Origin of the sequence: Pseudomonas sp. Pse1 (assembly GCF_024519635.1) — a bacterium.
Classification (GTDB): domain Bacteria; phylum Pseudomonadota; class Gammaproteobacteria; order Pseudomonadales; family Pseudomonadaceae; genus Aquipseudomonas.
Genome location: NZ_JALJRO010000006.1, coordinates 95666 through 114900, shown reverse-complemented (window position 1 = coordinate 114900; position 19235 = coordinate 95666). Strand labels below are relative to the sequence as shown.

General features: G+C 61.9%; 20 protein-coding genes. All 20 read left to right on the top strand.

The window, feature by feature from the left end:
* The first annotated feature begins 179 nt into the window (after window positions 1-179).
* The 20 genes from fliE to flhF all read left to right on the top strand — a co-directional run bounded on the left by fliE (window position 180) and on the right by flhF (window position 19150).
* The gene (gene fliE, locus NR126_RS11410; RefSeq protein WP_027621007.1) at window positions 180-506 is read left to right on the top strand and encodes a flagellar hook-basal body complex protein FliE; all 327 of its coding nucleotides are present in this window, start codon (window positions 180-182) and stop codon (window positions 504-506) included.
* 15 nt (window positions 507-521) lie between these two features.
* Entirely contained in the window at window positions 522-2309 is a 1788-nt protein-coding gene (gene fliF, locus NR126_RS11405; protein WP_256830239.1) for a flagellar basal-body MS-ring/collar protein FliF, read from the top strand.
* Entirely contained in the window at window positions 2302-3321 is a 1020-nt protein-coding gene (gene fliG / locus NR126_RS11400) for a flagellar motor switch protein FliG (RefSeq protein WP_027621009.1), read from the top strand. The genes fliF and fliG overlap by 8 nt, the downstream gene beginning before the upstream one ends.
* A gap of 4 nt (window positions 3322-3325) precedes the next feature.
* Window positions 3326-4102 (top strand): flagellar assembly protein FliH, encoded by a 777-nt coding sequence (gene fliH, locus NR126_RS11395; protein ID WP_256830238.1) that lies wholly within the window; start codon window positions 3326-3328, stop codon window positions 4100-4102.
* A complete protein-coding gene (gene fliI, locus NR126_RS11390) occupies window positions 4092-5450 on the top strand; it encodes a flagellar protein export ATPase FliI (protein ID WP_027621011.1) in 1359 nt (452 codons plus the stop codon). Before fliH ends, fliI begins: the two co-directional genes overlap by 11 nt.
* 6 nt (window positions 5451-5456) lie before the next feature.
* Entirely contained in the window at window positions 5457-5906 is a 450-nt protein-coding gene (fliJ, locus tag NR126_RS11385) for a flagellar export protein FliJ (RefSeq protein ID WP_027621012.1), read from the top strand.
* A 91-nt stretch (window positions 5907-5997) separates the two neighbouring features.
* Window positions 5998-6306 carry an STAS domain-containing protein gene (locus tag NR126_RS11380; RefSeq protein WP_027621013.1) on the top strand — a complete coding sequence of 103 codons (309 nt, stop codon included), beginning with the start codon at window positions 5998-6000 and terminating at the stop codon, window positions 6304-6306.
* An 8-nt stretch (window positions 6307-6314) separates the two neighbouring features.
* Window positions 6315-8018, top strand: coding sequence for a fused response regulator/phosphatase (locus NR126_RS11375; RefSeq protein ID WP_105754360.1), 1704 nt, complete (start codon window positions 6315-6317; stop codon window positions 8016-8018).
* A gap of 34 nt (window positions 8019-8052) precedes the next feature.
* Window positions 8053-8418, top strand: coding sequence for an Hpt domain-containing protein (locus tag NR126_RS11370; RefSeq protein ID WP_306218774.1), 366 nt, complete (start codon window positions 8053-8055; stop codon window positions 8416-8418).
* A gap of 81 nt (window positions 8419-8499) precedes the next feature.
* Window positions 8500-9771 (top strand): flagellar hook-length control protein FliK, encoded by a 1272-nt coding sequence (locus NR126_RS11365; RefSeq protein ID WP_256830237.1) that lies wholly within the window; start codon window positions 8500-8502, stop codon window positions 9769-9771.
* Window positions 9772-9994: 223 nt separating this feature from the next.
* On the top strand, window positions 9995-10495 hold the full coding sequence (fliL, locus tag NR126_RS11360; protein WP_027621017.1) for a flagellar basal body-associated protein FliL: 501 nt from the start codon (window positions 9995-9997) through the stop codon (window positions 10493-10495).
* Window positions 10496-10504: 9 nt separating this feature from the next.
* Window positions 10505-11473: a flagellar motor switch protein FliM gene (gene fliM, locus NR126_RS11355; RefSeq protein WP_027621018.1), complete on the top strand. Its 969-nt coding sequence runs from the start codon at window positions 10505-10507 to the stop codon at window positions 11471-11473.
* Window positions 11474-11528: 55 nt separating this feature from the next.
* Window positions 11529-11987 carry a flagellar motor switch protein FliN gene (gene fliN / locus NR126_RS11350; RefSeq protein ID WP_027621019.1) on the top strand — a complete coding sequence of 153 codons (459 nt, stop codon included), beginning with the start codon at window positions 11529-11531 and terminating at the stop codon, window positions 11985-11987.
* Window positions 11988-12419 (top strand): flagellar biosynthetic protein FliO, encoded by a 432-nt coding sequence (fliO, locus tag NR126_RS11345; RefSeq protein WP_027621020.1) that lies wholly within the window; start codon window positions 11988-11990, stop codon window positions 12417-12419.
* The gene (gene fliP, locus NR126_RS11340) at window positions 12419-13168 is read left to right on the top strand and encodes a flagellar type III secretion system pore protein FliP (RefSeq protein WP_033866509.1); all 750 of its coding nucleotides are present in this window, start codon (window positions 12419-12421) and stop codon (window positions 13166-13168) included. The genes fliO and fliP overlap by 1 nt, the downstream gene beginning before the upstream one ends.
* 15 nt (window positions 13169-13183) lie before the next feature.
* Window positions 13184-13453 (top strand): flagellar biosynthesis protein FliQ, encoded by a 270-nt coding sequence (gene fliQ / locus NR126_RS11335; RefSeq protein WP_027621022.1) that lies wholly within the window; start codon window positions 13184-13186, stop codon window positions 13451-13453.
* 3 nt (window positions 13454-13456) lie between these two features.
* Window positions 13457-14239 (top strand): flagellar biosynthetic protein FliR, encoded by a 783-nt coding sequence (gene fliR / locus NR126_RS11330; RefSeq protein ID WP_027621023.1) that lies wholly within the window; start codon window positions 13457-13459, stop codon window positions 14237-14239.
* Window positions 14240-14242: 3 nt separating this feature from the next.
* A complete protein-coding gene (flhB, locus tag NR126_RS11325) occupies window positions 14243-15382 on the top strand; it encodes a flagellar biosynthesis protein FlhB (protein ID WP_256830236.1) in 1140 nt (379 codons plus the stop codon).
* A gap of 301 nt (window positions 15383-15683) precedes the next feature.
* Window positions 15684-17813, top strand: coding sequence for a flagellar biosynthesis protein FlhA (gene flhA, locus NR126_RS11320; protein ID WP_027621025.1), 2130 nt, complete (start codon window positions 15684-15686; stop codon window positions 17811-17813).
* An 11-nt stretch (window positions 17814-17824) separates the two neighbouring features.
* On the top strand, window positions 17825-19150 hold the full coding sequence (gene flhF, locus NR126_RS11315; protein WP_027621026.1) for a flagellar biosynthesis protein FlhF: 1326 nt from the start codon (window positions 17825-17827) through the stop codon (window positions 19148-19150).
* Window positions 19151-19235: the final 85 nt, after the last annotated feature.

Genomic DNA, 19235 nt, shown 5'->3' with positions numbered 1-19235 from the left:
CCGGAGCCGGCTCGCTCCTACAGTAGATCGCCGTCCCCCGCGTGCAACTGGTCAGGTATTTGACGGCAATCCCAGCAGCGTTTTTCAAACCCCGTCATCGAGCTGGCACCCTTGTTGCTAACACCTCCCTACCCGCTGCGTGAGTGTCAAAAAATTGCGGGTCGTCAGAGAGAGCAGTCATGAGCCAAGGAATTGAATTTAATCGGTTGATGCTGGACATGCGCGCCATGCAAATGGACGCCATGGCCGCACCAAAAGCCGTTGCCGCGCCGCAAGAGGCGGGGAGCAGCTTTGCCGACATGCTGGGTCAGGCGGTGAACAAGGTCAACGCCACCCAACAGGCCTCGACCCAGTTGTCCACGGCGTTCGAGATCGGCAAGAGCGGTGTCGACCTGACGGACGTAATGATCGCCAAGGAAAAGGCCGGCGTGTCGTTCCAGGCGCTGACCCAGGTCCGCAACAAGTTGGTCCAGGCTTACCAAGACATCATGCAGATGCCGGTTTAAGGACGAGATTGACTCATGGCAGAAGCAGTCGCCGATAACGTTCCGGCCAAGGCCAATGCAGCGGACGGCAAGCCACCGCTGTTCGGCTTGTCCTTCCTGGAAAACCTTTCCGAGATGACCATGTTGCGTCAGGTCGGCCTGTTGGTCGGCCTGGCAGCCAGCGTGGCGATTGGTTTTGCCGTGGTGCTGTGGTCGCAACAGCCCGATTATCGGCCGCTGTACGGCAGTCTGGCGGGGATGGATGCCAAGCAGGTCATGGACACCCTGGCCACTGCCGACATTCCTTACACCGTCGAACCCAATTCCGGCGCCTTGCTGGTCAAGGCCGACGACCTGCCGCGTGCGCGTTTGAAACTGGCCGCCGCCGGCGTCACGCCCACCGACGGCAATATCGGTTTCGAGATCCTCGACAAGGACCAGGGCCTGGGCACCAGTCAGTTCATGGAGGCGACCCGTTACCGTCGCGGCCTCGAAGGCGAACTGGCGCGGACCATTTCCAGCCTGAACAACGTCAAGGCCGCCCGTGTGCACCTGGCAATTCCGAAAAGCTCGGTGTTCGTGCGTGACGAACGCAAGCCCAGCGCCTCGGTGCTGGTGGAGCTGTATTCCGGACGCTCGCTGGAGCCAAGCCAGGTAGTGGCCATCGTCAACCTGGTCGCCACCAGCGTTCCTGAGCTGAGCAAATCGCAAATCACCGTGGTCGACCAGAAGGGCACCTTGCTCTCCGACCAGGCGGAAACCTCCGCGCTGACCATGGCCGGCAAGCAGTTCGACTACAGCCGGCGCATGGAAGGCATGCTCACCCAGCGGGTGCACAACATCCTGCAACCGGTGCTGGGCAATGATCGCTATAAGGCGGAAGTCTCCGCCGATATCGATTTCAGCGCGGTCGAGTCGACCTCCGAGCAGTTCAACCCGGATCAGCCGGCGCTGCGCAGCGAGCAATCGACCAGCGAGCAGCGCACCGCCAGCAATGGCCCACAAGGTGTGCCCGGCGCCCTGAGCAATCAGCCACCGGCACCGGCCTCGGCACCGCAGACCACTGGTGGTGCCGCGGCAGCCGGCGGCATGGTGCAGCCCGGCCAGCCACTGCTCGACGCCAACGGCCAGCAGATCATGGACCCGGCCACCGGCCAGCCGATGCTCGCGCCTTATCCGGCGGACAAGCGCCAGCAGTCGACCAAGAACTTCGAACTCGACCGTTCCATCAGCCACACCAAGCAGCAGCAAGGCCGTCTCAATCGACTGTCGGTGGCGGTGGTGGTGGACGATCAGGTCAAGGTCAACGCGGCCAATGGCGAAACCAGCCGCGCGCCGTGGAGCGCCGATGAATTGGCGCGCTTCACCCGGCTGGTGCAGGACGCCGTCGGTTTCGACGCCAGCCGTGGCGACAGTGTCAGTGTGATCAACGTACCGTTCTCCGCCGAGCGCGGGGAAGTCATCGCCGAAATCCCGTTCTACTCCCAACCGTGGTTCTGGGACGTGGTGAAGCAGGTGGTCGGCGTGCTGTTTATCCTGGTGCTGGTGTTCGGCGTGCTGCGTCCGGTGCTGAACAACATCACCGGCGGCGGCAAGGGTCGCCAGTTGGCCGGCATCGGCAGCGACGCCGAACTGGGTGGCATGGGTGGCCTGGATGGCGAGTTGGGCAACGACCGGGTCAGCCTCGGCGGTCCGCAAAGCATCCTGCTGCCAAGCCCGAGCGAAGGCTATGACGCTCAGTTGAATGCAATCAAGAGCCTGGTGGCCGAAGACCCGGGTCGTGTGGCCCAGGTCGTGAAAGAGTGGATTAACGCAGATGAGTGATAACCGAGCCGCGATCGCCAAACTCAGCCGGGTCGACAAAGCCGCGATCCTGCTGTTGTCCCTGGGTGAAACCGATGCCGCCCAAGTGCTGCGGCACATGGGCCCGAAAGAGGTGCAGCGGGTCGGCGTGGCCATGGCGCAGATGGGCAATGTCCATCGCGAACAGGTCGAGCAGGTGATGAGCGAGTTCGTCGACATCGTCGGCGACCAGACCAGCCTCGGCGTTGGCTCCGACGGCTATATCCGCAAGATGCTGACCCAGGCCCTCGGCGAGGACAAGGCCAACGGCCTGATCGACCGGATCCTGCTGGGTGGCAACACCAGCGGCCTGGACAGCCTTAAGTGGATGGAGCCGCGCGCGGTGGCGGATGTGATCCGCTACGAGCACCCGCAGATCCAGGCCATCGTCGTCGCCTACCTCGACCCCGACCAGGCTGGCGAGGTGCTCGGCAACTTCGATCACAAGGTGCGGCTGGACATCATCCTGCGCGTGTCGTCGCTGAACACCGTGCAACCGGCGGCGCTCAAGGAACTCAATCAGATTCTCGAGAAGCAGTTCTCCGGCAATTCCAACGCCTCGCGCACCACGCTGGGCGGGATCAAGCGCGCTGCCGACATCATGAACTTCCTCGACAGCTCGATCGAAGGCCAGTTGATGGACTCGATCCGCGAAGTCGACGAAGACCTGTCCGGTCAGATCGAAGACCTGATGTTCGTGTTCAACAACCTCGCCGACGTCGACGACCGTGGCATCCAGGCGCTGTTGCGCGAAGTCTCCTCCGACGTGCTGGTGCTGGCCCTCAAGGGCTCGGACGAAGGGGTCAAGGAGAAGATCTTCAAGAACATGTCCAAGCGGGCTTCCGAACTGCTGCGCGACGACCTCGAGGCCAAGGGCCCGGTGCGCGTCAGCGACGTCGAGACTGCGCAGAAGGAAATTCTCACCATCGCCCGCCGTATGGCCGAAGCCGGAGAGATTGTGCTCGGCGGCAAGGGCGGCGAGGAAATGATCTGATCCTATGGTAGCCAAGAATGATGAGGCGCCCAGCGACCTGATTCGCGCGCGGGATGTCGAGGGCTTCGACCGCTGGTCTTTGCCCAGTTTCGACCCGTTTGTCCCTGAGCCCGAGCCGGAACCCGAGCCCGAGCCGCCGGAAGTCGAGGAAGTGCCGCTGGAAGAAGTCCAGCCACTGACCCTCGAAGAGCTCGAAAGTATTCGCCAGGAAGCCTGGAACGAAGGCTTTGCCACCGGGGAAAAAGAAGGTTTTCACAGCACCACGCTCAAGGTCCGTCAGGAAGCCGAAGTGGCGTTGAACGCCAAGCTGGCCAGCCTTGAGTCGCTGATGAAAAACCTCTTCGAGCCGATCGCCGAGCAGGACACGCAAATCGAAAAAGGCCTGGTGGTGCTGGTCCAGCACATCAGCCGGCAAGTGATCCAGCGTGAGTTGGCGATGGATTCGTCGCAGATCGAACATGTCATGCGCGAGGCCCTCAAGCTGCTGCCGCTGGGGGTGGATAACGTGCGCCTGTACGTTAATCCGCAGGACTTTGCCCAAGTCAAGGCGCTGCGTGAACGCCATGAAGAAACCTGGCGCATCGTCGAGGACGAGGCGCTGTTGCCCGGTGGTTGCCGGGTCGAAACCGAGCACAGCCGCATCGACGCCACGGTAGAGACGCGTATCACCCAAGCCACCGCGCAATTGCTCGATCAATTGCACGAGCAATCCCTGCACCCGGCGCCGGCGGACCTGCACCTGGATCTGACGAAAGCCCCGGACCCGTCCGATGCGCCTTGATCGCACCAGTTTCGCCAAGCGCCTGGGCAGCTATGCCGAGGCCATCGATCTGCCTGGCCAGCCGATCCTCGAAGGGCGCCTGCTGCGCATGGTCGGCCTGACCCTCGAAGCCGAAGGCTTGCGTGCCGCCATGGGCAGTCGTTGCCGGGTGATCAATGACGACAGCTATCACCCGGTCGAGGTCGAAGCCGAAGTCATGGGCTTCTCCGGCAATAAGATATTCCTGATGCCGGTGGGCAGTGTTGCTGGTATCGCCCCTGGTGCCCGCGTGGTGCCGCTGGCCGATAACGGTCGCCTGCCGATGGGTATGAGCATGCTCGGTCGGGTGCTCGATGGCGCCGGTCGTGCGCTGGATGGCAAGGGTGGGATGAAGGCCGAGGACTGGGTGCCGCTGGACGGTCCGACGATCAACCCGCTGAACCGCGACCCCATCAGCCAGCCGCTGGACGTCGGCATTCGCTCGATCAACGGATTATTGACGGTGGGTCGCGGCCAGCGCCTGGGCCTGTTCGCCGGTACCGGCGTGGGCAAGAGTGTGCTGCTGGGCATGATGACCCGCTTTACCGAGGCCGACATCATCGTGGTCGGGTTGATTGGTGAGCGGGGCCGAGAGGTCAAGGAATTCATCGAGCATATCCTTGGCGAAGAAGGCCTCAAGCGTTCGGTGGTAGTCGCCTCGCCAGCGGACGACGCGCCGCTGATGCGCATGCGCGCCGCCATGTACTGCACGCGCATCGCCGAATATTTTCGCGACAAGGGCAAGAACGTCCTGTTGCTGATGGACTCGCTGACCCGTTTCGCCCAGGCCCAGCGGGAAATCGCCCTGGCCATAGGCGAGCCGCCGGCAACCAAGGGTTATCCGCCCTCGGTGTTCGCCAAGCTGCCGAAACTGGTGGAGCGCGCCGGTAATGCCGAAGCCGGTGGCGGTTCGATTACTGCGTTCTACACCGTGCTTTCCGAAGGCGACGACCAGCAGGACCCGATTGCCGACTCGGCGCGGGGTGTGCTCGACGGGCATATCGTGTTGTCCCGCCGGCTGGCCGAAGAAGGGCACTATCCGGCGATCGACATCGAAGCCTCGATCAGCCGGGTCATGCCGTCGGTGGTGTCGCCCGAGCACATGCGTCGGGCGCAGTACTTCAAGCAGTTGTGGTCGCGCTTCCAGCAGAGCCGCGACCTGATCAGCGTCGGTGCCTATGTTCCTGGTGGCGATCGCGAGACCGACACCGCGATTGCCCTGCAGCCCGCCATGGTCAATTACTTGCGCCAGGGTCTGAACGACAACATCAGCATCGGTGAAAGCCATGGTCATCTGGAGACCATCTTCGCGCCAGCGCCCGGGGGGTAACCGACCATGGCCCAGAGTCGCGCCGCACGCCTGGCCCCGGTAGTCGACATGGCGGAAAAGGCCGAGAAAACCGCGGCCCAGCGCCTGGGCTATTTCCAGGGCCAGGTACGGCTGGCCGAAAGCAAGCTGGCCGACCTCGATGGCTTTCGCCTGGAGTACCTGGAGCGCTGGGTCGAACGCGGCAAGGAAGGGGTTTCCGGTCAGTGGTTGCTGGGCTACCAGGGCTTCCTCGGACAATTGGGCACCGCCATCGATCAGCAGCGGCAAAGTCTGGCCTGGCATCAGAACAACCTGGACAAGGCCCGCGACGGCTGGCAACAGGCCTACGCCCGGGTCGAGGGGTTGCGCAAACTGGTGCAACGCTACATCGACGAAGCCCGGCAACTGGAGGATAAGCGCGAGCAAAAGCTGCTCGACGAACTGTCACAGCGCCTGCCCCGGGAAAATCCCTACTGATCAGCGCCAGCGAGGCGATGGGCTGCCTTGCTGATGCGTTGTACAGGTGCTAAACCTTGTACACGATTGCCTAAGACAAGGAAGCTCTTGCATGTCAGTCATTACCGAAGTTTCACCGGACGGATTGAAGCTGACGATTGCCATCAAGGGGCGCTTCGACTTCGCCAAGCACCAGGAATTGCGTGCGTCCTACGAAACCATCGACCGTTGCCCTGGCAGCTCAGTGGTGGTCGATCTCAAAGATGTCACCTACCTCGACAGCTCGGCCCTGGGCATGCTCCTTTTGCTGCGTGATCATGCTGGCGGCGGCGAGTCGGACGTGTGCCTGATCAACAGCAGTTCGAATGTGCGAAAGATCCTCGCCATCTCCAATTTCGACAAACTGTTCGACATCAGTTGAGCCCGCAGATGCCGGCGCTTGAATCCCTGACGGTGCTGATCGCCGAAGACAGCGCGGCCGATCGCCTGCTGTTGGCGAGCATTGTCCGGCGCCTTGGGCATGCGGTGCTGGTGGCGGTCGATGGCGCCGAAGCAGTCGAGTTGTATCGGCAACTGCGCCCGCAGTTGGTGTTGATGGACGCGATGATGCCGGTCATGGACGGCTTCGACGCGGCGCGGCAGATCAAGCAATTGGCTGGCGAAACCCTGGTGCCGATCATCTTTCTCACCTCCCTGAGCCAGAGCCAGGGCCTTGCCCAATGCCTGGAGGCAGGCGGCGACGATTTTCTGGCAAAGCCCTATAAGCCAGTAATGCTGGCGGCCAAGATCAAGGCCATGGATCGATTGCGCCGGTTACAGGCCACTGTGCTTGAGCAACGTGACGAGATTGCCCGGCATCATCACCACTTGCTCAATGAGCAGCGGGTGGCCAAGGCGGTGTTCGACAAGATCGCCCACTCCGGTTGCCTGAGTTCGCCGAACATTCGCTATACCCAATCGCCCTATGCGCTGTTCAACGGTGATTTGCTGCTGGCCGCCCTGACCCCGGCGGGCGATATGCACCTGCTGCTCGGTGACTTCACCGGCCATGGCTTGCCGGCGGCGGTTGGCGCCATGCCCCTGGCCGAGGTGTTCTACGGCATGACGGCCAAGGGGTTCGTGCTGGCGGAAATCCTTCGCGAGATGAATGCCAAGCTCAAGCGCATCCTGCCGGTGGACATGTTTTGCTGCGCCACCCTGTTGTCCCTGAGTTTTCAACGGCGCTCGGTGGAGGTGTGGAATGGCGGCATGCCCGACGGTTATCTGCATGACGTGGCCAGCGGCGAGCGGCGGGCCCTGAAGTCGCGGCATTTGCCCCTGGGGGTGTTGAGCGCGCAGGCGTTTGACGACCGCACGGAAGTGTTCCCCATGGCGGTGGGAGATCGGGTGTTCCTGTTGTCCGACGGGGTCATCGATACCTGCGACAACGACGAGCAACTATTCGGGGTAGAGCGCTTGCAGCACGTGTTCGCCAATAACCGTGAGCCGGACCTTTTGTTCGAGGATATAGAGGCAGCGCTACGGGATTTTGGCGGCCAGGCGCGGGATGACGTGAGCATGGTCGAGGTCAGCCTGCTGGCGCCGGATAAACTGGCGCAGCCGGCGCCGGTGTATTCCGACAGTGGTCAATCGAGCCCGCTGGACTGGTCGGTGAGTTTCGAGTTTCGCGCCGCCACGCTCAAGCGCTTCAATCCGCTGCCTTATCTGCTGCAACTGCTGTTGGAAGTACATGGCCTGCGGGCGCAGAGCGGGGCGCTCTACAGCGTGCTCGCCGAGTTGTACTCCAATGCGCTGGAGCACGGGGTGCTGGGGCTGGATTCCAGCATCAAGCGCGACGCTTCGGGATTTGCCCGCTACTATCAGTTGCGCAACGCGCGTCTGGAGCAGTTGGAGGAAGGCTTTCTGCGCGTGCGTTTGCACGTTGTGCCGCAAGGCTCGGGCGGCTGCCTGGTGATTGAAGTGCAGGACAGTGGCAATGGTTTTGATGTGCGGCGTGTAATGGACAGACCGTTGGATGTTGGCCGTTTGTCGGGTCGTGGTGTCAGCCTGATCCGGCAATTGAGCCGTAATGCCAGTTGGTCCGACGACGGACGGCTGGCCCGCGTGGAGTTTTCCTGGGAGGCTCTGGCATAATTCCGCGGATTCTTGATCAAGGAGCGAACAAGTGATGGATAAACATCTGGACCAGGACGTGCTCAGCGCGTTGCAGGAAGTCATGGAGGAGCACTATTCGGAATTGCTCGAGACCTTTCTCAGTGACTCTGAAGAGCGCCTGCAAATGCTCCGCGAAGCGGACGATGTTTCGCAACTCATCAGTGCGGCCCACAGTTTCAAGGGCAGCAGCAGCAATATGGGCGCGGTACGCCTGGCCAAGCTGTGCGGCAAGTTGGAGCAATTGGCCAAGGGGGACGCTCCCCAGGGATTGGCCAAGCTGGTCGGAGAAATCGACGGCGAGTTTGCCTTTGTTCGACCCCTCTACGAAGCCGAGCGTGAGCGCTCATTGATCACTCATTCTCCCAATCGCTGCTTTTAGTCGGCGCCCCCGCAATCTGGCTCGACTCTTGCTGTCTTCTCGCGCACCTGTACCCATTTATCCCGTGCAGCGGAGACCGCGATGCCCCTTTCCCCCAATCTACTGCTTCAGGCTGGCGCGCAGGCCAAGACGCCGTCCGGCCCTGCCAATATCTCGGCAACGCCCGCAGTACAGGGGGACAAGCCTGCCAGCTTTGCCCGGATGTTCGCCGATCAGAAGCCGGCCAAGGCTGCTCCTGGCGGTGACGCCGGGGTAAAACCGTTGCGGGACAAGGCAACGGATGCGCCCGGCAAACAGGATGTGGACAGCGACAAATCTGCCGCAGCCGCAACGACGCTTGCCGATAGCGGCAAAACCTTGCCCGATGAAACCCAGGCTGCCGACAGCGATACTCCGGTTGATGGCACGGCGCCTGCCGTTGCTCAGACACCTGCGCCCGTGGTGCCGGCAGCGCCTGTCGAGGCTGCGGTTGCGGCCGATCCGGCGATCCAGGCCGCGCTGGCAGCGGCGACAGCCACCGTCAGCGATCCGGCGTTCGACCCCGAGGCCGATCCGCTGGACGCACTTCCCGCCGTACGCCTGGCCATGGAGCAGAGCGGTCACCTGTCTGCCGCCAGTCAGGCGCAACCCAAGGCCGCACCGCCGGCTGCGGTGTCGGCCGAGGGGGAGCAGACTTCGATGCAGACCTTCGCCGCCGGCATGGCCAGCATGCTCGATGTGCAGGCTGAGCAGGACAGCACCGACAAGGGCGGTGACAAGGCCTTCAGTGGTTTGCTCGAAGACGGCCTCAAGGATCTGAAATCCGCCAGCAGCGACACCCGGGTTGACGATTTCGCCAACCGCCTGGCCGCACTGACCCAGGCCGCCACGCCGAAAACCGCCAACGCACTGCCGGTCAACCAGCCGCTGGCCATGCACCAGAGTGGCTGGAGCGAAGAGCTGGTGAATCGGGTCATGTACCTGTCCAGCGCCAACCTCAAGGCCGCCGATATCCAGCTGCAACCGGCCGAGTTGGGGCGGCTCGATATTCGCGTCAACATGATTCCCGACCAGCAGACCCAGGTCACCTTCATGAGCGCCCATGTCGGTGTTCGTGAAGCATTGGACGGACAGATGCATCGACTGCGCGAGATGTTCGTGCAGCAGGGCATGGGCCAGGTCGACGTCAACGTTTCCGACCAGTCCCGCGGTTCTCAGGAACAGGCCCAGCAAGGCCAGGGGCAGGGTACGCGGACCTCGGCCAACGGCTCGCGCCTGGAGCCGCTGAGCGATGAGTCGCCGGCGAGTCTCGCCGAAATCGCCGCCAGTACACCGCAGGTGATTGGCAGCAGCGCGGTCGATTACTACGCCTGATTCGCCAGCCGGGTTTTGAAAACGCCACAAGACTTGTGATCGACACAAAACCTGTAGGAGCGAGCCTGCTCGCGATGGGGCCATCAGCCACACCGCATCAACTTCATCGCCATCAGGCTGGCTCCCCCACATCCTGTGCCCCCCACCCAAACACTTCTGGCATAACACTTGCTCTTGCCTTGCCGTGCGACTGTGAAAACCCGATTAGTGACGGATTATTGGCATGGCGAAGAGCGACGCAGCAGTAAAAGACCCCGCCGGGAAAGGCAAACTCAAGCTGATCCTGATGATCGTGGCGGGTGTGCTGTTGGCCATCGGCCTGTCCATCGGCGCGACCTGGTACTTCATGCACAGTGCCCAGAGCAAACCTGAGCCCGCCGCCGAGGCTGCCAGCAACGTCAAGCCAGCTGCCATCTACGAACCCATGACTCCGGCCTTCATCGCCAACTTCAACCAGAACGGCCGTCAGCGCTACATGCAGGTGAGTATTACCCTGCAGGCACGCAACCAGGCCGACCTCGACGCCTTGAAAGTGCATATGCCGGTGATCCGCAACAACCTGGTCATGCTGTTCTCCGGACAATCCTTCGACACCCTGGCGACCCCGGTCGGCCAGGAAATGCTGCGCCAGAAAGCCACTGCCAGCGTGCAGGAAGTGGCGCAGAAGGAAGTCGGCAAAGTAGTGGTCGAGCAGTTGCTCTTTACCAATTTCGTACTGCAGTAGGAACTCGACATGGCCGTGCAGGACCTGCTGTCCCAGGATGAGATCGATGCGCTGCTGCATGGCGTCGACGATGGTCTGGTGCAGACCGATACCGTTTCCGAACCCGGTAGCGTCAAAAGTTACGACCTGACCAGTCAGGACCGGATCGTCCGTGGGCGCATGCCGACCCTTGAGATGATCAACGAGCGGTTTGCCCGCTATACCCGTATCAGCATGTTCAACATGCTCCGGCGTTCGGCCGACGTCGCCGTCGGCGGGGTGCAGGTGATGAAATTCGGTGAGTACGTGCACTCGCTGTACGTGCCCACCAGCCTCAACCTGGTGAAGATCAAGCCGTTGCGCGGCACCGCGCTGTTCATCCTTGACGCCAAGCTGGTGTTTAAGCTGGTGGACAACTTCTTCGGGGGCGACGGCCGTCACGCCAAGATCGAAGGTCGCGAATTCACCCCCACCGAACTGCGGGTGGTGCGCATGGTGCTGGAGCAGGCGTTCACCGATTTGAAAGAAGCCTGGCAGGCGATCATGGAAGTCAATTTTGAGTACATCAACTCGGAAGTGAACCCGGCCATGGCCAATATCGTCGGCCCTAGCGAAGCCGTGGTGGTGTCCACCTTCCACATCGAACTCGATGGCGGTGGCGGCGACCTGCACGTGACCATGCCGTATTCGATGATCGAGCCGGTGCGCGAAATGCTCGATGCCGGTTTCCAGTCCGATCTGGACGACCAGGACGAACGCTGGGTCAACGCCCTGCGCCAAGACGTGATGGACGTCGATGTGCCGCTCAGCGCCACCGTCGCCCGTCGTCAATTGCGCCTGCGCGACATCCTGCACATGCAGCCGGGTGACGTGATCCCGGTTGACCTGCCGGAAGACATGATCATGCGCGCCAATGGCGTGCCGGCCTTCAAGGTCAAGATGGGTTCGCACAAGGGCAACCTCGCGTTGCAAGTGATCGAGCCGATCGAGCGCCGCTGAGCGGCGTTGTTGTGTATTCGCCTTTAAATGATGGTTGCCCCGCCGAGGACAAATGATGGTTAACGATATGAATTCCCAGGACGACCAGGCCCTGGCTGATGAGTGGGCTGCCGCGCTGGAAGAAGCCGGTGACGTTGGCCAGGATGATATCGACGCGCTGCTGGCCGCCGACGCTGCCGGCTCACCGTCCAATCGCCTGCCAATGGAAGAATTCGGCAGTGCGCCGAAGAACAACGGTCCGGTGACCCTCGACGGTCCCAACTTGGACGTGATCCTCGATATCCCGGTGTCGATCTCGATGGAAGTCGGCAGCACCGATATCAACATCCGCAACCTGCTGCAGCTCAACCAGGGCTCGGTGATCGAGCTCGATCGCCTGGCCGGCGAGCCGCTCGACGTGCTGGTCAACGGCACACTGATTGCCCACGGCGAAGTGGTGGTGGTCAACGAAAAGTTCGGCATCCGCCTGACTGACGTGATCAGCCCGAGCGAACGCATCAAGAAGCTGCGCTAAGTGAAAAAACTCCTCGGTGTAGTGCTGGCGCTGCCGTCCGCGGTGATGGCGGCCGAGCCTGTGGCAGCGGTCGCCGCACCTGCTGTCGGCAGCGGCGTGGCCGGTCAGTTGACCCAGTTGGTGCTGGGTTTGTTGCTGGTGCTGGGGCTGATCTTCCTGCTCGCCTGGCTACTGCGCCGAGTGCAGCAGGCTGGCCCGGCGGGCAAGGGGCAGGTGATTGAGCTGATCGGCTCGCGCGCGCTCGGTCCGCGTGATCGGCTGGTGCTGGTGCAGGTCGGCAACGAGCAGGTGCTGCTGGGGTTGACCCCGGGCACCATCACCGCGCTGCACGTGCTCAAGGAGCCGGTACAGGTGCCGAGCACCGAGCCGGCGACCCCGGAGTTTGCCCAGCGCCTGATGGAGTTGCTGGGTAAAGACAAGGATAAGAAGTAATGCCCGTGCGTTTTCTCCTGACGCTTTTGCTGATGCTGACCGCGCCCCTGGCGCTGGCGGCCGACCCGCTGTCAATCCCGGCCATTACCCTCGGCACCAATGCCGACGGCGCCCAGGAATACTCGGTCAGCCTGCAGATTCTGCTGATCATGACTGCGCTGAGCTTTATCCCGGCGTTCGTCATGCTGATGACCAGCTTTACCCGGATCATCATCGTCTTCTCGATCCTGCGCCAGGCCCTGGGCCTGCAGCAGACACCGTCGAACCAGATCCTCACCGGCATGGCGCTGTTCCTGACCCTGTTCATCATGGCGCCAGTGTTCGACCGGGTGAACCAGGACGCACTGCAACCCTACCTGGCAGAGAAATTGACCGCCCAGGACGCAGTGGCCAAGGCCCAGGTGCCGATCAAGGACTTCATGCTGGCGCAAACCCGCAGCAGCGATCTGGAGTTGTTCATGCGCCTGTCCAAGCGCACCGACATTGCCTCGCCGGATCAGGCGCCGCTGACCATCCTGGTGCCGGCGTTCGTCACTTCCGAGCTGAAAACCGCGTTCCAGATCGGTTTCATGATCTTCATTCCGTTCCTGATCATCGACCTTGTCGTCGCCAGTGTGCTGATGGCGATGGGCATGATGATGCTCTCGCCGCTGATCATTTCGCTGCCGTTCAAGATCATGCTGTTTGTGCTGGTGGACGGCTGGGCGCTGATCATCGGCACCCTGGCCGGCAGTTTCGGCGGTGTTTAGCGCGAGTGGCCCGATATGACGCCTGAAGTAGCAGTCGACCTGTTTCGTGAAGCGCTTTGGCTGACCACTGTCATGGTCGCTGTGCTGGTGGTGCCGAGCCTGTTGGTGGGGCTGTTGGTGGCAATGTTCCAGGCCGCCACCCAGATCAACGAACAAACCCTGAGTTTCCTGCCGCGCCTGCTGGTGATGCTGGTAACCCTGATCGTCGCCGGCCCGTGGCTGGTGCAAACCTTCATGGAATACATCCTGCGCCTGTACGGCAGTATTCCGCAGTTGATCGGCTGAGCCATGTCGCTGCTGGCGTTGACCGACGCGCAGATCAGTACCTGGGTCGCCAGCTTCATGCTGCCGCTGTTTCGGGTCGGCGCCGTGCTGATGACCATGCCGATCTTCGGTACCAGTCTGGTGCCCACGCGGATCCGCCTGTATTTCGCCTTGGCCATTACCGTAGTGATCACGCCCAATCTGCCGCCGATGCCCACGGTCAACGCACTGGACCTCAGTGGCCTGCTGTTGATCGCCGAGCAGGTGCTGATTGGCGGATTGCTGGGCTTCTCCCTGCAGCTGTTTTTCCAGGCGTTCGTGGTCGCCGGGCAGATTATTTCGATCCAGATGGGCATGGGTTTCGCCTCGATGGTCGACCCGACCAACGGTGTCTCGGCGGCGGTGATCGGGCAGTTCCTGACCATGCTGGTGACCTTGCTGTTTCTCGGCATGAACGGTCATCTGGTGGTGTTTGAGGTGCTGACCGAAAGTTTCACCACCTTGCCGGTGGGCAGCGCGATGCTGGTCAATCACTTCTGGGACGTGGCCAACAAACTTGGCTGGGTATTGGGCGCGGCGATGTTGCTGGTGCTGCCGGCGATCACCGCGCTGCTGGTGGTCAACATTGCCTTCGGCATCATGACCCGCGCGGCGCCGCAGCTGAACATCTTCTCCATCGGCTTCCCGCTGACCCTGGTGCTGGGCCTGGTGATTTTCTGGGTCAGCCTCGGCGATATTCTCAATCAGTATCAACCGCTGGCCACCGAGGCCTTGCAGTTGCTGCGTGATCTGGCACAGGCGCGCTGAGTCATGGCCGAGAGCGAGAGCGGTCAGGACAAGACCGAAGAACCCACCGAGAAAAAGAAAAAGGACGCCCGCGAGAAGGGGGAGATTGCCCGTTCCAAGGAGCTCAACACCTTGGCAGTGATGCTCGCCGGAGCAGGGGGCTTGCTGATCTATGGCGGTGGTCTGGCGCAGGATTTACTCGAAGTCATGCGCCTGAATTTCTCCCTGCCCCGCGAAGTGCTGCTCAGCCCCGGTGCCATGGGCCAGTACCTGCTGCACTCGGGCAAGATCGCGATCATCGCCGTGCAGCCGGTGCTCATCACCTTGCTCCTGGCCGCGTTGATCGGCCCGATTTCCCTGGGGGGCTGGTTGTTCGCCGGCAGCAGCCTGGCGCCCAAATTCAGCCGGATGAACCCGGCCAACGGCATCAAGCGCATGTTCTCCTCGACGGCGGTGATCGAGCTGCTCAAGGCGCTGGCCAAGTTTCTGTTGATTCTGTTTGTGGCGCTAACGGTGCTCAAGTCGGACATCGACGACCTGCTGCGCATCGCCCATGAACCACTGGAGCAGGCGATTATTCACAGCGTCCAGTTGGTGGGCTGGAGCACCCTGTGGATGGCCTGCGGGCTGATCCTGATCGCGGCGGTGGACGTGCCGGTGCAGCTGTACCAGAGTCACAAAAAGCTGATGATGACCAAGCAGGAAATTCGCGACGAGCACAAGGACCAGGAAGGCCGCCCCGAGGTCAAACAGCGCATCCGCCAGCTGCAGCGCGAGATGTCCCAGCGGCGGATGATGGCCGCCATCCCCGACGCCGACGTGGTCATCACCAACCCGACCCACTATGCGGTGGCGCTCAAATACGATCCGGACAAAGGCGGCGCGCCCATGCTGGTCGCCAAGGGCAGCGACTTCCTCGCCCTGAAAATCCGCGAAATCGCGGTCAGCAACAATGTGCTGCTGCTCGAATCACCGGCGCTGGCGCGGTCGATCTACTACTCCACTGAGTTGGATCAGGAGATTCCTGGTGGGTTGTATCTGGCGGTGGCCCAGGTGCTGGCGTATGTCTACCAGATTCGCCAGTTTCGGGCCGGCAAAGGCAAGCGGCCGGAGCCGTTTAAGGATGAGGTGCCGATTCCGCCGGAGTTGCGGCGCGATTCTTGAGCTGAAGGTGGACTTTGTAGGCGCTGGCTTGCCAGCGAATGGAGCGACGCGGTCCATCAGATCTGTCGCCTTCACCGGCAAGTCGGCTCCCGCAGTGATCGGGGTTGACCGCGAAATCTGTGTTGGACCCAGAACCTGTGGGAGCGGGCTTGCCCGCGAAGAGGCCCGCCCAGGCAACACAAATCCTCCCGTGTAACCCCGTCTATTTCCATCCTCTGCAAAAGTTGGACAGCTTTTTGCAGTAGCCGCTCTGCGCCCGCTTCTGGCGTCAAAAGTTTGCTTCAAGGAACGGGGAATACCGGTGGATCGCTCTCAGCTCATCAACAGCGCGCGCAGTAACGTGGCGGACCTCAGCCGGGGCAATCTGGGCGTGCCGTTGTTGCTGTTGATCATGCTGGCAATGATGATGTTGCCGATCCCGCCGTTCCTGCTCGATGTGTTTTTCACCTTCAACATCGCCCTGTCGATCGTGGTCCTGCTGGTCTGCGTGTACGCCTTGCGGCCGTTGGATTTCGCGGTGTTCCCGACCATTCTGCTGGTGGCCACCTTGCTGCGGCTGGCGCTGAACGTCGCCTCGACCCGGGTGGTGATGCTCCACGGCCAGGATGGGCATGCCGCTGCGGGCAAGGTAATCCAGGCCTTTGGCGAGGTGGTGATCGGCGGTAACTACGTGGTGGGTATCGTGGTCTTCGCGATCCTGATGATCATCAACTTCGTGGTAGTGACCAAGGGCGCCGGGCGGATTTCCGAGGTCAGCGCGCGGTTTACCCTCGATGCCATGCCCGGCAAGCAAATGGCGATCGACGCCGACCTCAACGCCGGCCTGATCGACCAGAACCAGGCCAAGTCCCGTCGTTCGGAAGTCGCCCAGGAAGCCGAGTTCTACGGTTCGATGGACGGTGCCAGCAAGTTCGTGCGCGGTGACGCCATCGCCGGCTTGCTGATCCTGTTTATCAACCTGATCGGCGGCATGGCGGTGGGCATTTTCCAGCACGGCATGACCTTCGGCGACGCCGGTAAGGTCTACGCGTTGCTGACCATCGGTGACGGTTTGGTGGCGCAATTGCCATCACTGCTGTTGTCCACTGCTGCCGCGATCATGGTGACCCGTGCTTCGGGCTCCGAAGACATGGGCAAGCAGATCAACCGGCAGATGTTTGCCTCGCCCAAGGCGCTGGCGGTGTCGGCGGCGTTGATGGCGATCATGGGTATTGTCCCGGGCATGCCGCACTTCGCATTCCTGAGCATGGCCGCCATCGCCGCCGGCGGTGCCTACCTGTTCTGGAAGAAACAGAACGGCGTCAAGGTCAAGGCGCTGGAAGATGCCAAACGCCAGCAGGAACTGCTGCCATCGCCAGCGCGGGCCATGGAAACCAAGGAGCTGGGTTGGGACGACGTCACGCCGATCGACATGATCGGCCTGGAAGTCGGTTACCGCCTGATCCCGCTGGTGGATCGCAACCAGGGTGGGCAATTGCTGGCGCGGATCAAGGGGGTGCGCAAAAAGCTCTCCCAGGACCTTGGCTTTCTGATGCCCACCGTGCATATCCGCGACAACCTCGACCTGGCGCCAAGTGCTTACCGCCTGACCCTGATGGGGGTGATCCTCGCCGAAGCCGAGATCTACCCGGACCGCGAACTGGCGATCAACCCGGGCCAGGTGTTCGGTACGCTCAACGGCATTACCGCCAAGGATCCGGCCTTTGGCCTGGAGGCCGTGTGGATTGAGATCAGCCAGCGCTCTCAGGCGCAATCGCTGGGCTATACCGTGGTCGATGCCAGTACGGTTGTGGCGACGCACTTGAACCAGATTCTGTACAAGCACTCCAGCGAATTGATCGGCCACGAAGAAGTCCAGCAACTCATGCAGTTGCTGGCGAAAAGCTCGCCGAAACTGGCGGAAGAGCTGGTGCCAGGGGTGCTGTCGCTGTCGCAACTGCTCAAGGTGTTGCAGGCGTTGCTGGCGGAGCAGGTGCCGGTGCGCGACATCCGCAGCATTGCCGAGGCCATCGCGAACAATGCTGCCAAGAGTCAAGATACCGCCGCTTTGGTCGCCGCTGTGCGCGTTGGCCTGTCTCGCGCTATCGTCCAAAGCATTGTAGGCACTGAGTCCGAGCTGCCTGTGATCACCTTGGAGCCAAGGTTGGAACAAATATTGCTCAATAGTATTCAGAAGGCAGGGCAGGGCGCTGATGAGAGCGTCTTGCTGGAGCCAAGCATGGCCGAGAAGCTGCAGCGTTCGTTGATCGACGCGGCCCAGCGTCAGGAAATGCAAGGTCACCCGGTGATTCTGTTGGTAGCCAGTCCCGTACGCGCGATGCTTTCGCGCTTCGGGCGTCTCGCGGTCCCGGGGTTGCACGTGTTGGCGTATCAAGAGATACCCGACAACAAGCAGGTGACCATCGTTGCGACAGTAGGGCCCAACGGCTGAGGTAGTGGTTTATGCAAGTTAAGCGTTTTTTCGCCGCCGATATGCGTCAGGCCATGAAGCTGGTTCGTGATGAGCTGGGCGCCGATGCCGCGATCATTGGCAACCGACGGATCGCCGGCGGTGTCGAGCTGATGGCTGCCCTCGATTATAAACTCTCGGCGCTGGCGCCACGGGTGCCGAACGTCGAGCTCGAAGACGAGCTGCGCAAGACCCAGTCGCGAATTGTCACCGCCCAGGCCGAACTGAGCCTGCGTGGCGAAGGCGAAGCGGGCGAGCACGCCAGTCGCCAACTGTTCGCCGGCTTGCCGTTGACCGCTGCCGAGCCGCTGATCGAGCCAACGCTGTCCGAGCCGCCACGCCCCGCTCCGGCACCCGCCCCGACGGCGAGTATCGATCCGCGCGCGTACGACGCCATGCGCTCGGAGCTCAATGGCTTGCGCGAACTGCTGGAAGTGCAATTGGGGTCGCTGGCCTGGAATCAACTGCAAGGTCGTCATCCGCAGCAGGCCAACCTGTGGCGTCGCCTGCAGCGCATCGGCTTGTCCGGTCCTCTGTCCCGTGACCTGCTGGAATTGACCACCGAGATAGCAGACCCACGCCAGGCCTGGCGCATGCTGCTGGCGCACCTGGCGCGGATGATCCAGACCCCTGAGGTCGAGCCGCTGGAAGAGGGCGGGGTGATTGCCATGGTCGGCCCGGCCGGTATGGGCAAGACCACCACGTTGGCCAAGCTGGCGGCGCGTTACGTGCTCAAGTACGGCTCGCAGAATATTGCCCTGGTGAGCATGGACAGCTACCGCATCGGCGCTCAGGAACAACTCAAGACCCTGGGGCGGATTCTCAACGTCTCGGTGACCCACCTGGATCCCGGTCAATCGCTGGCCCAGGCCCTTGAGCCGGTGCTGCGCAAACGCGTGGTGCTGATCGACACCGCCGGCCTGCAGGCCAGCGACCCGGCGTTGCGCATGCAACTGGAGAGCCTCGCCGGTCGTGGCATCAAATCGAAGAATTATCTGGTCCTGGCCACCACCAGCCAGAAGCAGGTGTTGACGGCCGCTTATCACAGTTACAAGCGATGCGGGCTGGCAGGCTGCATCCTGACTAAACTGGACGAGACGGCCAACCTGGGCGAAGTATTGAGTCTGGCAATCAGTCATGAGTTGCCGGTCGCCTATCTGACCGATGGACCGCGGATCCCGGACGATCTGCACTTGCCGCGCCGGCACCAACTGGTGAGCCGCGCGGTCAGTGTACAAATGCAGGAAGAACCCAGCGAAGAAGCCATGGCTGATATGTTCGCTGACCTCTACCACAGTCCGACCAAACGGGTTGGCTGAGGTATTAATGACTAGATTTGTATCTACATCGATGGCCTGCCATGCATTGTTCGTTCGCGAACGCGCAGCCAGTCATGTAGCCCGC